Raw genomic sequence first — 13,828 nt, forward strand, 5'->3', positions numbered from 1 at the left:
TAGCCCTGTCGATTTGCCAGCCTAATTCGACATTGTTTCAGTCTGTGACCGTCGCCGAAGCGGCCGCGAGTGGCAGGAAGACCATGGCGCGCAGGCCGCGACCAGTATCCCTGTTCGAAAGCACCACTCTGCCGCCATGGGCATCCAGGATCTGCTTGACGATCGAAAGGCCAAGCCCCGTACCTCCGTGCCCGCGATTTCTGGACGGTTCGCCGCGGAAGAAGGGCTCGAAGACGATGGAGAGATCCTCCTGCGCTATTCCAGGGCCGTCGTCCTCGAAGACGAGGCAGGCAACGCCGTCGCGCCGCTCGGTGTGGGCGCGAACATGATTGCCATAGCGCACGCCGTTGGAAAGCAAGTTGTCGATTACCCGGCACAACGCCGATCTTGGCATACGCACGGTGAGCGCCTTGGGAGCCGTCGAGAGATCAACGCTGACGTCTTCCAGGCCGGATGCGCAGTAGAGCAGCGCCTCGTTGATGTCGGTGATTTCCTCAGACGTCTCGGGATTGGTGGATTCGCTGGCGAAGAGAAGGACGTCGTTCAGCAGATGCTCCATCGCTTCGACGTCGAGCACCGCCCGGTCGCGGTGCGGGCCGGCCGGCATCATCTCGAGGCGCAGTCGAAAGCGTGTCAGATAGGTCTTCAGATCGTGCGAAACCGCGCCGAGAAACAGCGTGCGATTGGTCAGCAGTGCCAGAATGCGGGTCTGCATGTTGTTGATCGCGCGGATCAGGGTGCGCAGTTCGCGCGCGCCGCGCTCCTTGACCGGGACCGGTTCGACGCGATTTCCAAGTTCGTCGATACTGCGGGCAAGCTCCGTCAACGGCCTTGTTTCCCGCGCGACCGCCATCACAGCAAGGAGAGCAACGACAATGCCGGACAGGCCGCCCAGGAAGCCGATCGGAACATTCCAGATCCTGAGCGTCGTCTCGTCGGAGATGGTGAAGATAGCAACCTCACCGCTCTTCAGGCCGACCACGAAGGTGATCGTAAAGGCGTCGCGGCTATCGGCTTCGCCGAGACGGGTTCCGGTTCGAACGATCCGGCCAGGCGCATATTCTTCCATCTTCGCCTGGGTGACGACACGAAGCCTTGAGATGCTGAGATTGTCCTTGAAATCGGCCGGTATGCCAGCAGCATAAGTCACGCCGAAGCCCTGGGCATTGGCTACATCAAGCACTTGCTGGCGCGCCTGCGGCAACGTCTCATCGAGAAGACGGACGACCGCGACGACACGATCGGCGATCGCGTACGGCGGCAATGGGGAGCGTCCGCTTTGCCAGAGAAAGGCGAGCAGGACCACCATCTGGCCGAGAAACAGCGCCGCCGTAACGATGAGGGCAATGCGCGAGAGAATTCCGAACCGGCCCATCTAGCCGTCCGTCACATTGAGATTGAAGAGATAACCGGCATTTCGCACAGTGGTGATGACCTGCACGTTTGGCGGCAGGCAAGCGGCGAGCTTCGTGCGCAAGCGCGAGATCGCGACGTCGATCGTTCGGTCGTAGATCTCAGCGCTCGTGCCACGGGTCAGATCGAGTAGCTGGTCGCGCGACAGCACGCGCTTCGGCCTGTCGAGGAAGCAGGCAAGCAGATCGAATTCCGTGGTCGTCAGTGGCACGGCAGTTCCGTCCTCGGTCGAGATCGTGCGCGCCTCGGGATCGACGATCAGCCCCGCGAAGCGCTTGATCCCGTTAGCGGCCTCCAGCGCTCCGCCGGCCGGCGAGGTGCGGCGCAGGACCGCGCGAATGCGTGCAAGCAGTTCGCGCGGATTGAACGGCTTGCCGAGATAGTCGTCCGCACCGAACTCCAGGCCGACGATGCGGTCGATATCGGTCGTCTTTGCCGTCAGCATGATGATCGGCACCTGCGAGCGTGCGCGGATGCGCCGGCAGAACGAAAATCCGTCTTCGCGCGGCATCATGACGTCGAGAACGACCAAATCCGCCCATTTGCGCTCAATCAGCCGGTCGGCGGATGCAGCGCTATCGGCGGTGTGCACCAGGAAGCCTTCGCCCGTGAGGAATTCGTCGAGAAGGTCCCTGATCTCCGGGTCGTCCTCGACAACAAGGATTTTCAACGTCTCGTCCATTGCGCTTCCTCGTCTCTGGCGGTCATTGCCCCTGGTAGCATTCTGTCATCAATACGGCATGTTGTTGCAAAACGCCGAGGTCACTCTTGCGTCATCGACCAAGCAAGCTGACCAAACGAACTCGCATGAAACGACACCCGCCTTTCGCCAGCGTTGCAGAAATATTGCAATTTGTTGCAGGCGACAGCATCGCGCGACCCGATTTGTCGGAGCAGCCGGCTGTAATGTTTGGAAGCAAATCTGCAATAGCGCATCAAAGATCGGCCCGCATTCTCGATACCGTGGCTCATCAGAGAAAGGTATCCACCAATGAATGCGGTTCAACGTAAAGGCAGCCATACCGCCGCTGCCACGGCCGGCGCGCACGCCGCCAAACTCCACCGAGTGGCCGGCTGGGTGCGGGATGGCATACTGATCGTCGTGCTATCCATCAGTTTCCTGTTCGTGATTTGCTTCGGCGGCGTGACCAAGAGCTTCGCGGCAACGGGTGGCATAGCGCTTTCCGACGTCAACCTGCGCGCCGGCCCCAGCACGCGCTATCCTGTCGTCAGTGTGCTGCCCCGCAGTGCGTCGCTATCCGTCTATGGATGCATCGCCGATCAGTCGTGGTGCGACATCGGCTGGGGCGGCTATCGCGGCTGGGTCGCCGCCAGCTACGTGCAGGTGATCTATAAAGGCCAGCCGACGGTGCTCACGGCAGCCGTCGTGCCGGCGGTTGGCATCGCCACCGTCGCCTTCACGGTGGCCTATTGGGACGCCCACTATCATGCGCAGCCCTGGTATGGTCAGTGGAACCGCTACTATGGCGGCTATTCCCGCTCCGTCGCTGTCGGTTGCAACGACAATGGCTGCGGCGCAGCCGCTGTTACGCACGGACCACGCGGTGGCGGACGGCACGTCGCGGGCGGCTGCCAGGATGGCAATTGCGGTGGTGCCGCGGTCACCCATGGCCCGCGCGGCGGCGGCAGGGCCGCGATCGGCGGCTGCAACGACGAGCGATGCGCGGGCGCTTCGGTCACGCGCGGCCCGAGGGGAAACACCGTCATCCGGCACGGTGGCTTCGACCGCCCCTGAGCGAGGAGATGACACAGAAACATCGCGCACAAGACGCCGCGGTTCGCCGCGGCGTCCGCAACAAATTGCAACAAAGCTGTAATGCCACCGCGACGCCAACTTGCGACAACCATGGCCACTTTTGAATTCAATCGACCATTGTTGCGTAAAGGCAAGTTGGCATGCATCTCTCAAAAAATCCCATCTCCGGTCTTTGTGGACGCGGCCTTATCCTGCTTTCCATCGCGGTGCCGCTTGCTTCCTGCAACGATCAGCCGCCGCAAGCCCCGGTGATAAAATCGGTCACCGTCATGCAGCCGCAATCCGCCAACGTGACGCGTTACCTCTATGAGACAGGCACGGCCAAGGCGCTCGATAGCGTTGCGCTCACCGCACGCGTTTCAGGCTATCTCAGGTCCATCGATTACAAAGATGGAACCGAGGTAGAGGCCGGCCAGCGCCTGTTCCTGATCGAACCCGACCAGTATGAAGCGCAGCTCCAGCAGGCCCAGGCAACGGTCGAGCAGACGCAAGCAAGCTTCAACAATGCGCAGGTGCAACTTGACCGCCAGGAGCAGTTGTCGCAATCGTCGACCACGACGCAAGCCAATGTCGACAATGCACGGGCAAGCCGCGACGAAGCCAAGGCGCAGCTTGACCAGGCAAAGGCATCGCTGCGCGAGGCGCAGATCAATCTCGGCTATACGACCATCACGGCGCCCTTCGACGGCTTCGTCACCGAGCATCAGGCCGATGTCGGCGCGCTCGTCGGCAGCGGAAGCCCGACAATGCTTGCAACCATCGTCCGGCTCGACCCGATCCATGTATCCTTCTCGATCTCCGACACCGACATGCTGCGTATTCGCAAGCAGGCGCGCGCCCGTGGATTGACGGCGAAGGACGTGGAGACGATCACAGTCGAAGCCGCGTCCAAGGCCGATAACGGCTTCCCTCATAAGGGCAGGCTCGACTACATCGCACCGCAGACGGATGCAGAGACCGGAACGCTCTCCGTGCGCGCCGTCTTCGAAAACAAGGACCGCGATCTGGTGCCGAACCTGTTTCTGCGCCTGCGCATCCCCTTGGGCGTGGTGAACGGCGCCCTGCTTGTGCCGCCGTCGGCAATCGGCACCGACCAGCAAGGTCGCTATGTGCTCGTAGTCAACGACGAAGATGTCGTGGAGCGCCGTTCGGTTAATCCGCTCGACCGCAGCGACGAGCTGCAACAGATCCAGGGCTCTCTGGCCGCGAAGGACTGGGTGATCAGCAATGCCGCCTCCGGCGTCCGGCCTGGCGACAAGGTGCAGAAGAAAGACGCTTCGGCGTCAGCCCAGTCCGAGGCAAAGCAGTCCGCCGGCTCCCATCCGGCCGCCAACTGATCGGAGCAACAATCATGTTCTCCCGCTTCTTCATCGAGCGCCCCGTGCTCGCCAATGTCATCGCGCTTTTGACAATATTGATCGGCGCCATCGCCTTCTTGCGCCTGCCGATCACCCAATATCCCGATATCGTACCCCGCACGGTGCAGGTCACCGCGCGCTATCCCGGCGCCAGCGCCAAGACGCTCATGGACACCGTCGCTCTGCCGATCGAGCAACAGGTAAACGGCGTTCCGGGCATGCTCTACATGCAGTCAACAAGCGCCAGCGACGGCACCTACAACCTGACCGTCACCTTCGACATCGGCACCAATGCCGATGAGGCACAGATCCTGGTGCAGAACCGGGTGGACGCGGCCAATGCGCAGCTGCCGAGCGCGGTGCAGTCGCAAGGCGTCACCGTGCGCAAGCGCTCGACCTCAATCCTCGCCTTCGTGACGCTCGACGCCGAACGCGCTCAGTACGACAGCCTGTTTCTGGCCAACTACGCGACGATCAATCTTAAGGATGCCTTGGCGCGCGTTCCAGGTGTCGGCGATGTCACGGTCTACGGCGCCGGCGACTACGCCATGCGCATCTGGCTCGACGCCGACAGGCTGCAGGCGCGCGGCCTGAAACCCGCTGATGTCGTCAGCGCCATCCAGGCACAGAGCCAGACGGTTTCCGGCGGCCAGATCGGCATGCCGCCTGTCGATACCGGCCAGGGTTTTCAAACGCCGATCGAGATTTCCGGTCGGCTGGATCAGGTCGACCAGTTCGAGGATGTAATCGTCAAGACAAACAGCGAGACCGGTGCGCTCACCCGCGTCAAGGATATCGCCCGTGTCGAACTGGGCTCGAAATCCTACAACCAGGTCTTCCGCGTCAACGGCAAGGCATCGGCCTCGCTGGCAATCAGCCAGCTTCCCGAGGCCAATGCGCTCGACGTCGCCAAGGCGGTTGAGACGCGGATGACGGAATTGTCGAAGTCCTTTCCGCCGGGCTTGAGCTATTCCGTGCCGTTCAACACCACCACTTTCGTTAACGCGGCTGTCGACGAGGTATACAAGACGCTGGTCGAGGCCTGCATCATCGTGCTTGCCGTCATCCTGCTGTTCTTGCAGGACTGGCGAGCCATGCTCGTTCCGGCCACCACCGTACCGGTGACGCTGATTGGCGCTTTCGCCGCCATGGCCGCAATGGGTTTCTCGATCAACATGTCGACCCTTTTCGCGCTGGTGCTCGCCATCGGCATCGTCGTCGACGACGCGATCGTCATCGTCGAGGGCGCCGCTCGGCAGATGTCCAATGGTCTGAGCGGGCCGAAAGCGGCCGAAAAGGCCATGGAGGAACTGTTCGGGCCGATCATCGGCATCACGCTGGTGCTGGTCTCTGTCTTCCTCCCCGCCGCTTTCCTTCCCGGCTTGACGGGCAAACTTTATCAGCAGTTCGCGCTCGTGATCGCCAGCACAGCCGTCATCAGCGCCATCAACGCCATCACGCTGAAGCCCGTGCAGGCGGCGCTCTGGATGCGGCCCGTCAAGCCGGTCGAGGAGCGCAACATCGTGTTCAGGTTCTTCGACCGCGGTTTCAACCGTCTGGAGGATGGCTACACCAGCCTTCTCTCCCGCATGCTGCGTTTTCGCTATGTGATTGCCCTTGCGACCGCGATCGTGGTGGCGCTCGCCTTCGTCGGCTTGTCACGCGTTCCGACCGGCTTTCTGCCGCCCGAAGACCAAGGCTATCTCGTGGCAGCCGTGCAATTGCCGGCGGGCGCCTCGCTGGAACGTACCGACAAGGCGCTGAAGGAGGTGCAGACTAAGCTGAAGGACCAGCCCAGCGTCGACAACGTCATCACAGTCGCGGGCGTGTCATTGCTCGACAACAATGCGCCGCTACCAAGCGCCGGCCTTGCCTATATTGTCCTAAAGCCCTGGGATGAACGCGGCAAATCGGAAGCGCTGCTGCCGCTCTATCAAACGATATCCAAGAGCCTGTCCGACCTCTCCGACGGCTTCGCGACGGTCATCCCGCCACCCTCGATCCAGGGCATTGGCAACACCGGCGGTTTCACGATGATGGTTGAGCTGACGGACGGCAGCGGCGACTTCGGGCGGCTCGCGGATATCGCCAATGGTGTGGCGACGGAAGCCAAAAAGGACCCGCGCCTGCAGAACGTGCAGGTGAACGCCAACGTCAACGCACCACAGCTTGCCGTCAGCATCGACCGGACCAAGGCCGCGACGCTGGGCGTGCCAATCGGCGACGTATTCAACACGTTGTCGGGCTATCTCGGCTCGACCTATGTCAACCAGTTCACGCGCTTCGGCCACACGTTCCAGGTGTATGTCCAGGCGGAGGGCTCGTTCAGAAGCGTTTCCGAGGGCATTGCGCGGCTGACCGTTCCGAACGGATCGGGGTCGCAGGTGCCGATTGGCAGCATCGTCACGGTGGAGGAAAAGATCGGCCCGTCGCTGATCTCACTCTACAATCTCCACCCCGCCATGTCTGTTGTCGGGCGGCCGCAATCCGATGTGAGCTCCGGCGAGGCAATGGCGATCATGGACAAGGTGGCCACCTCACTTCCCGACGGTGCCACGACGGACTGGACCGCGATTTCCTATCAGGAGAAGCTGACCGGCAACCAGATCTACATCGCTTTCGGCTTGGCGCTGGTTCTCGTTTATTTCGTGCTCGCCGGTCAGTACGGCAGTTGGCTCGGCCCCCTGCCCGTGATCTTCTCGGTCCCGCTCGCCCTTGCCGGCACGGTCGCGGCGCTCCTGGCACTCGGCCTGCAGAACACGCTCTATACGCAGATCGGTTTGGTCCTACTCATCGCGCTTGCGGCCAAGAATGCCATCCTGATCGTCGAATTCGCCCGCGACCTCAGGATCAAGGAGGGCAAGTCGCTGCTCGAATCCGCGGTCACGGCAGGCAAACTGCGTTTCCGGCCAATCCTTATGATATCGATCGCCTTCATTCTCGGCATGGTTCCGCTCGTTCTTGCAACCGGCGCCGGCGCCAATGCCAGCCGGTCGATCGGGATCTCGGTGGTCAGCGGCATGCTGGTCTCGACGGTGCTTTGCGTCTTTGTCGTGCCGGCGCTGTACATGATCATACGTGCGCTGGAAGAGCGTCATTGAGCCTGTCATTTCCTTCCGCGATCAGGTTGGCGCGCGATCGGATGGCCAATTTTTGCGAACAAAATTGCGTTCGCAGCGTTGAGTAAGGGATAGCTTTTGAAAAAGGAGCACCCCGATGAAACGGACATTAGGCGCAATCATTGCCGCGACGATCATATCGGCCGGGAGCCTGAGCCCGGTGATCGCACGTGATCACCACCACCACGACAACACCGGCCGGACCATTGCCGGAGGCGTGGCCGCTGGTGTTGTCGGCGGGTTGATCGGTGGCGCAATCGCCAACTCCGGGCCTCGTTATGTCGATCCGCCGCCGCCGCGCCCGCGTTGCTGGTACGAGGATCGCGAGGTTGAGAACAATTACGACGGCGGGTCTCATGTTGAAACCGTCCGCGTCTGCAACTGATTTGCGCGGAGCCTCCAGAAGACAGCCTACGCGGCCAGACCCGCCGCGTAGGCTGTTGTGCGAAGTTTGAATTGACCGAACATAGTGACAGGAAGACAATCGCTGCCGAGAGGAACTAGGAGACGATGTGATGGATGAACCTCAACGTTGGCGCAACATGGCAAGCGCGCCAAGAGACGGCAGCCGAATTCTTGTCACGATCTATCCATCCGAGCAGGGACCGGCGGAAGTCGATTTGGCTTACTGGTCGAATGGTGACCGGTTCGGGACTGAGGGTTGGCGCGCGTCCGACTCCTCGCCCGGCCGCTTGATCGAATATGCCGAACCGGAATTGAAGTGCTGGATGCCGATGCCCTCGGCCAGCCTCAACCGCACCTCAATGCCGACGCCCTGGGAAGGCGAGGATAGCTTGCAGCTGGACGGTTCCGGTATCTAGCATTGCCCGCCACTGGAAAGAGGGCTCCGTGACAGGCTATTTTTTTGAGGCACTCGCGGCGTAGATCTGGTCGATCGCGCGCCCAAGGCTTTGATCAAATTCAGCATTGCTCATCGTGACAAGAAGATTTTCCGCCAAAGCTCTGGAGAAGCTTGCGATCATGCCGTGATTATGGCTCAGCTTTTCGCAGGCGTCAGCTCGGCTGTAACCACCGGATAGAGCGACGACGCGGATAACCGACTTGTGGTCGATCAGCGGTTTGTAGAAGTCCGCGACCGACGGAAGCGTCAGCTTGATCATAACCTTCTGACCGGAGGGCAAAGCGTCGAGCTCGCGAAGAATCTCTTCGCGCAGGATAACCTCGGCCTCTCGCTTCGTCGTACTCTTGATCGATACTTCAGGCTCGATAATCGGAACCAGGCCATGTCCAAGGATGCGTTGAGCTACGGCAAATTGCTGGTGAACGACGGCCGCAATTCCTGCCCTGTTGGCCTGGGCAATAACTGAACGCATTTTGGTGCCGAATATGCCCTTCCTGACCGCCCGGTCGAGCAAATCGTCAAGATCGGGCATTGGCTTCATGACCTGAACCCCATTCACTTCGGCCGCCAGCCCCTTGTCGACCTTCAAAAACGGCACCACGCCGCGCTCTTCCCAAAGAAAGGCGGGAACCGGCTTGCCGTTGGCCTCTCCGTCCATCGTCCGCTCAAAGAGTATGGCGCCGATCACCCTGTCACCCGAAAATGCCGGCGCGGTCATGATGCGAACACGCATTTCATGCACCAGGCGAAACATCTCTTCTTCGCCATGGTAGTCCGCATCCGCGATGCCGTAGAGACGCAACGCTCCTGGCGTCGATCCGCCACTCTGGTCAAGCGCGGCGATAAAGCCGGCTTTGTCGGCCATCTGGGACATCATTTTTGTGTCTGGCATTGTTCCCCCCTGTGCTGCATTTCGCGTGTTTCACAAATGGCGTTCAACCGGGCTTGCATTCCGGTACACAAGCAACCTCTCACATTCCTGCGTAAACAGCCACCTCCATGCGGGGCTCGTCAAAGCTAAAACTGCTTGCCCGGCAATTCCGGCGAACAAAGAGCCGAATGCGGATCTGCGATTATTCGTGACCTTCGCCGCGTCTCACAAAACGCCAGCACCAACGTCGCGACCATGCAAAAATCACGAGGTGAGATCGAGGAATTGACAGCCTAGCCAATCAAATCATCGTTCAGGGTTTGATCCATCCCCCATTTGCAAGTGGCCAAGATCCATATCCGCTTGGAGCCCGATCAATACACATTCGTACTAAATGTTGCCCATTTGAGCGCGCTCAAACCATCAACCGTGGTCCGCTTGATGCTGCAAGATACGAGACGATTGGGCGAACGAGGGGCCGCCGAAGCAATTCGCCATCTCGTGCCAGAGGACAGGAGGGATCATATCCGAGGGGAAAGGAAATAAGCTAGCGTCATTCAGGAGCCCGTCAGCGGGAACTCTTGATAAACGGACCCTGATCCGCTCGCGTGCTCGCCACTGGCCTCCAGCGCCCACCCCCGTTCCAGCCGCGTCTCGATCAGTTGGCGTAGCAGCGCACGGGCGTCGTTGGCCTGCGGGCCATATTGCGTCATCAGCAGATCGAGTGAGGGAACCAGTCTCGTCTCCGGTCATTAACCTGCGAGGAGCAGCAAAAGGAGATTGGACCAATGGCCAAAGACGTTACAAATCGCCGGGCGAAGGAGCATGTCGACGAAGATCAGAATGGTGTGATCGTTGCCGGACCGGAAGCACACGCACGCGAGCGTTCCGGAAAGGATCCCACTCATAAGACAGCACCGGGAGACGACAAGGGCGCGGCAAAGTCAGATGCGGGCGCGGGACGTAGCCCGAAAAAGACCAGCTAGTCTGGCAACGGCCGGCGCGAAGACGGCCCGACGATAGCCCGCCACAACACAGAAACCTCCCGTGCGCTGTGGCACACGGGAGGTTTTTTCGAGACCTGCCTTAGACCATCTCGCCGTTAGGCGTTTAGGTCGAAGCGGTCGGCGTTCATCACCTTCGTCCAGGCTGCAACGAAGTCCTTCACGAACTTCTCCTTGCTGTCGTCCTGGGCATAGACTTCGGCATAAGCGCGCAGCACCGAGTTGGAACCGAATACAAGGTCGGCACGGGTCGCGGTGAAGCGGACATCGCCTGTCTTGCGATCACGAATCTCGTAAGAGTTCCGGCCGGTCGGGACCCAGGAATAGGCCATATCGGTCAGCGTGACGAAGAAGTCCGTGGTGAGCGCACCAACCTTGGACGTGAAGACGCCGTGGTTGCTGCCACCGTGGTTGGCGCCGATGACGCGCAGGCCACCAACAAGAGCCGTCATCTCAGGCGCGGTCAGGCCCATCAGCTGGGCGCGGTCGAGGAGCAGTTCCTCGGCGCTGACCACATAGTGCTCCTTCTGCCAGTTGCGGAAGCCGTCGGCGAGCGGCTCGAGCGGCGCGAAGCTGTCCGCGTCGGTCTGCGCGTCGGTGGCATCGCCACGGCCAGCTGCGAACGGCACCTGGATGTCGAAGCCGGCAGCCTTGGCAGCCTGTTCGACGCCGACGTTACCGGCGAGAACGATGACGTCGGCAACCGATGCGCCGCTTGCCACAGCGATCGGCTCCAGCACGGCAAGAACGCGAGCGAGGCGTTCGGGTTCATTGCCGGCCCAGTCCTTCTGCGGCGCCAGCCGGATGCGGGCACCGTTGGCGCCGCCGCGATTGTCCGAACCGCGGAAGGTGCGGGCGCTGTCCCAGGCCGTGCTGACGAGGTCGGCGACGGAAAGGCCGGAAGCGGCGATCTTCGCCTTGACGGCCGAAACGTCGTAGCTCGTGCTGCCTGCCGGGATCGGGTCCTGCCAGAGCAGGTCTTCGGCCGGCACATCCGGGCCGATGTAGCGCGCCTTGGGCCCCATATCGCGGTGGGTCAGCTTGAACCAGGCGCGAGCAAAGGCATCCGAGAATGCCGAGAAATCGTCGCGGAAACGCAGCGAAATCTCGCGGTAGATCGGGTCTACCCGAAGCGCCATGTCGGCGTCCGTCATCATCGGATTGAGGCGAATGCTCGGGTCTTCCACATCGACGGGCTTGTCGGCGTCGGCGATCGAGATCGGCTCCCACTGGGTGGCACCTGCCGGGCTCTTCACCAAATGCCATTCATGCTTGAACAGCATTTCGAAGAAGCCGTTGTCCCATTTGGTCGGTTCGGTGGTCCAAGCACCTTCGAGGCCCGAGACAACCGTATTGCGGCCAATGCCGCGACCCTTGGTGTTCATCCAGCCGAGACCCTGGGCTTCCGGACCTGCCGCTTCGGGATCGGCGCTGAGATCAGCGGGGTTGCCATTGCCGTGGGTCTTGCCGATGGTGTGGCCGCCGGCGGTCAGCGCAACAGTCTCTTCGTCATCCATGCCCATGCGGGCAAAGGTTTCGCGCATCTGCGCGGCGGTGGCGAGCGGATCGGACTTGCCGTTGACGCCCTCGGGGTTGACGTAGATCAGACCCATCTGGACAGCCGCAAGCGGGTTCGACAGCGTCGCGGGCTTTGCCACATCGCCGTAGCGGCCATCGCTTGGCGCGAGCCATTCCTGCTCGTCACCCCAGTAAACATCCTTTTCCGGATGCCAGATGTCTTCGCGGCCGAAGCCGAAGCCGAAGGTCTTCAGACCGGCGACGTCATAGGCGATCGTGCCCGCGAGCGCGATCAGGTCGGCCCAGGAAATCCGGTTGCCGTACTTCTTCTTGATCGGCCACAGCAGGCGACGGCCCTTGTCGGTGTTGACGTTATCCGGCCAGGAGTTCAGGGGAGCGAAACGCTGGTTGCCGGTGTTGGCGCCGCCACGGCCGTCCGCGGCGCGATACGAGCCGGCTGCGTGCCAGGTAACACGGGCCATCATGCCAACATAGCTACCCCAGTCGGCCGGCCACCATTCCTGGCTTTCGGTCATCAGCGCCCTGAGATCGGCCTTCAGAGCCTCTACGTCGAGCTTCTTAAGCTCCTCGCGATACTTGAAATCCCTGCCGAGCGGATTGGTCTTGGTGTCGTGCTGGCTCAGAATGTCCAGGTTCAGCGCGTTCGGCCACCATTGCGTAACGGATTTGCCGAGTGCCGTGTTACCACCGTGCATGACCGGACACTTGCCGGCCGATTGTGTCTTCGTGTCCACGTTAACTCTCCCTAAAATTCGAACTCGGGTTGAAATCGCGTACCAAGTGTTTGAGCGGGTCGTTGAAACTCTTATCGGACTTCAAGTCCCGAGATAGGGAATAAGCAACTCAGTCGATAAATTCCAATTGTATATTCTAAAGGGTCTGATAGTTTTTGATTATGATAGGCCTATCCATGAAGCACCTGCGTTATTTCGAGGCTCTTGCACGGTTGGGGCATTTCGGCCGCGCCGCCGAAGCCTGTGCGATCTCCCAGCCCGCACTGTCGGTACAAATCCGTGAGCTCGAGGAACTGATCGGGGCGCCGCTTGTGGAACGCGGCGGCAGGCAGATCAGGCTGACGAGCCTCGGTGAGGAGTTTGCCGAGCGCGTGCGTGGCATCCTGCGCTCGGTCGACGATCTGGCGGAACTGGCCCGCGCCACGCAGACGACGCTTGCGGGCCGGCTTCGCATCGGCGTCATTCCTACAATTGCCCCGTATCTCCTGCCCGACGTCATCAAGACGCTGACACAGCGCTATCCCGGGCTCGACCCACGCCCGCGCGAGGCGGTGACACAAAGGCTGATCGAAGACCTGCACGAAGCAAGGCTCGATGCCGCGATCGTCGCCCTGCCCGTTTCAGAGCCGACGCTTGAGGAAATTCCACTCTTCGACGAGGAATTCGTGCTGGTGCGTCCGCTGGAGGACGCTGGCAAACCTGTTCCGAGCTCCGAGATGCTGCACGAGATGCGTCTGCTGCTTCTCGAAGAAGGACACTGCTTCCGCGAGCAGGCGCTCTCCTTCTGCAACATCGCGGCCGCGCCCCCTCGCGAACTCATGGAAGGAAGCTCGCTCACCACGCTGGTACAGATGGTGGGCGTCGGTATCGGCGTCACGCTGCTGCCGCAGATGGCGGTGCGCACCGAGACCCGCTCAGCTGATGTCAGCGTATTTCGCCTTCTTGAGCCGCGGCCCTTTCGCACAATCGGCATGATCTGGCGCAAGACCAATCCCCTGGTGGCGCAATTCGGCCCCATCGCCGACATCGTCCGCGAGGCCGGCGCTCGCAGGACAATTGAACTTGGCGCCTTTCCCGACCAAGCGCGAACACTGATCGCTTAAGAAAGCCCGCCCAACCTCCCTAAGTTCGTTGATCGATCTGACGGGTTG

Annotated in this window: 12 protein-coding genes; 7 read left to right on the top strand and 5 right to left on the bottom strand. The window is 61.2% G+C overall.

What is annotated here, in order from left to right; genetic code table 11:
- Positions 1-37: 37 nt before the first annotated feature.
- From ACVTFQ_RS23090 to ACVTFQ_RS23100, 3 genes are all read right to left on the bottom strand, one after another.
- Positions 38-1,375, bottom strand: a complete 1,338-nt coding sequence (locus ACVTFQ_RS23090; protein WP_113176921.1) for an ATP-binding protein — start codon at positions 1,373-1,375, stop codon at positions 38-40.
- On the bottom strand, positions 1,376-2,095 hold the full coding sequence (locus tag ACVTFQ_RS23095; RefSeq protein ID WP_113176922.1) for a response regulator: 720 nt from the start codon (positions 2,093-2,095) through the stop codon (positions 1,376-1,378).
- 80 nt (positions 2,096-2,175) lie between these two features.
- Positions 2,176-2,385 carry a hypothetical protein gene (locus ACVTFQ_RS23100; protein WP_162741258.1) on the bottom strand — a complete coding sequence of 70 codons (210 nt, stop codon included), beginning with the start codon at positions 2,383-2,385 and terminating at the stop codon, positions 2,176-2,178.
- Positions 2,386-2,404: 19 nt separating this feature from the next.
- On the opposite strand from ACVTFQ_RS23100, the gene ACVTFQ_RS23105 reads away from it, so the two are divergent.
- The 5 genes from ACVTFQ_RS23105 to ACVTFQ_RS23125 all read left to right on the top strand — a co-directional run bounded on the left by ACVTFQ_RS23105 (position 2,405) and on the right by ACVTFQ_RS23125 (position 8,488).
- Positions 2,405-3,169, top strand: a complete 765-nt coding sequence (locus ACVTFQ_RS23105; RefSeq protein ID WP_113176923.1) for an SH3 domain-containing protein — start codon at positions 2,405-2,407, stop codon at positions 3,167-3,169.
- Positions 3,170-3,330: 161 nt separating this feature from the next.
- A complete protein-coding gene (locus tag ACVTFQ_RS23110; RefSeq protein ID WP_113176924.1) occupies positions 3,331-4,527 on the top strand; it encodes an efflux RND transporter periplasmic adaptor subunit in 1,197 nt (398 codons plus the stop codon).
- 14 nt (positions 4,528-4,541) lie between these two features.
- Positions 4,542-7,649, top strand: coding sequence for an efflux RND transporter permease subunit (locus tag ACVTFQ_RS23115; protein WP_113176925.1), 3,108 nt, complete (start codon positions 4,542-4,544; stop codon positions 7,647-7,649).
- A 115-nt stretch (positions 7,650-7,764) separates the two neighbouring features.
- Complete coding sequence (locus ACVTFQ_RS23120; RefSeq protein WP_113176926.1) at positions 7,765-8,052, top strand: hypothetical protein; 288 nt, start codon at positions 7,765-7,767, stop codon at positions 8,050-8,052.
- Positions 8,053-8,182: 130 nt separating this feature from the next.
- Entirely contained in the window at positions 8,183-8,488 is a 306-nt protein-coding gene (locus ACVTFQ_RS23125) for a hypothetical protein (protein WP_047514307.1), read from the top strand.
- 36 nt (positions 8,489-8,524) lie between these two features.
- Here ACVTFQ_RS23125 and ACVTFQ_RS23130 read toward each other — a convergent pair whose 3' ends face one another.
- Positions 8,525-9,421: a fructose bisphosphate aldolase gene (locus ACVTFQ_RS23130; protein ID WP_113176927.1), complete on the bottom strand. Its 897-nt coding sequence runs from the start codon at positions 9,419-9,421 to the stop codon at positions 8,525-8,527.
- Between the two features lie 767 nt (positions 9,422-10,188).
- Here ACVTFQ_RS23130 and ACVTFQ_RS23135 point away from each other — a divergent pair.
- Positions 10,189-10,386: a hypothetical protein gene (locus ACVTFQ_RS23135; RefSeq protein ID WP_112435456.1), complete on the top strand. Its 198-nt coding sequence runs from the start codon at positions 10,189-10,191 to the stop codon at positions 10,384-10,386.
- 116 nt (positions 10,387-10,502) lie between these two features.
- Here ACVTFQ_RS23135 and katG read toward each other — a convergent pair whose 3' ends face one another.
- Positions 10,503-12,677: a catalase/peroxidase HPI gene (gene katG, locus ACVTFQ_RS23140; protein ID WP_113176928.1), complete on the bottom strand. Its 2,175-nt coding sequence runs from the start codon at positions 12,675-12,677 to the stop codon at positions 10,503-10,505.
- Between the two features lie 161 nt (positions 12,678-12,838).
- Between katG and ACVTFQ_RS23145 the strand changes: the two genes are divergently transcribed.
- Positions 12,839-13,780, top strand: coding sequence for a hydrogen peroxide-inducible genes activator (locus tag ACVTFQ_RS23145; protein WP_113176929.1), 942 nt, complete (start codon positions 12,839-12,841; stop codon positions 13,778-13,780).
- Positions 13,781-13,828 lie beyond the last annotated feature (48 nt).

Source organism: Rhizobium sp. O111 (assembly GCF_055616315.1).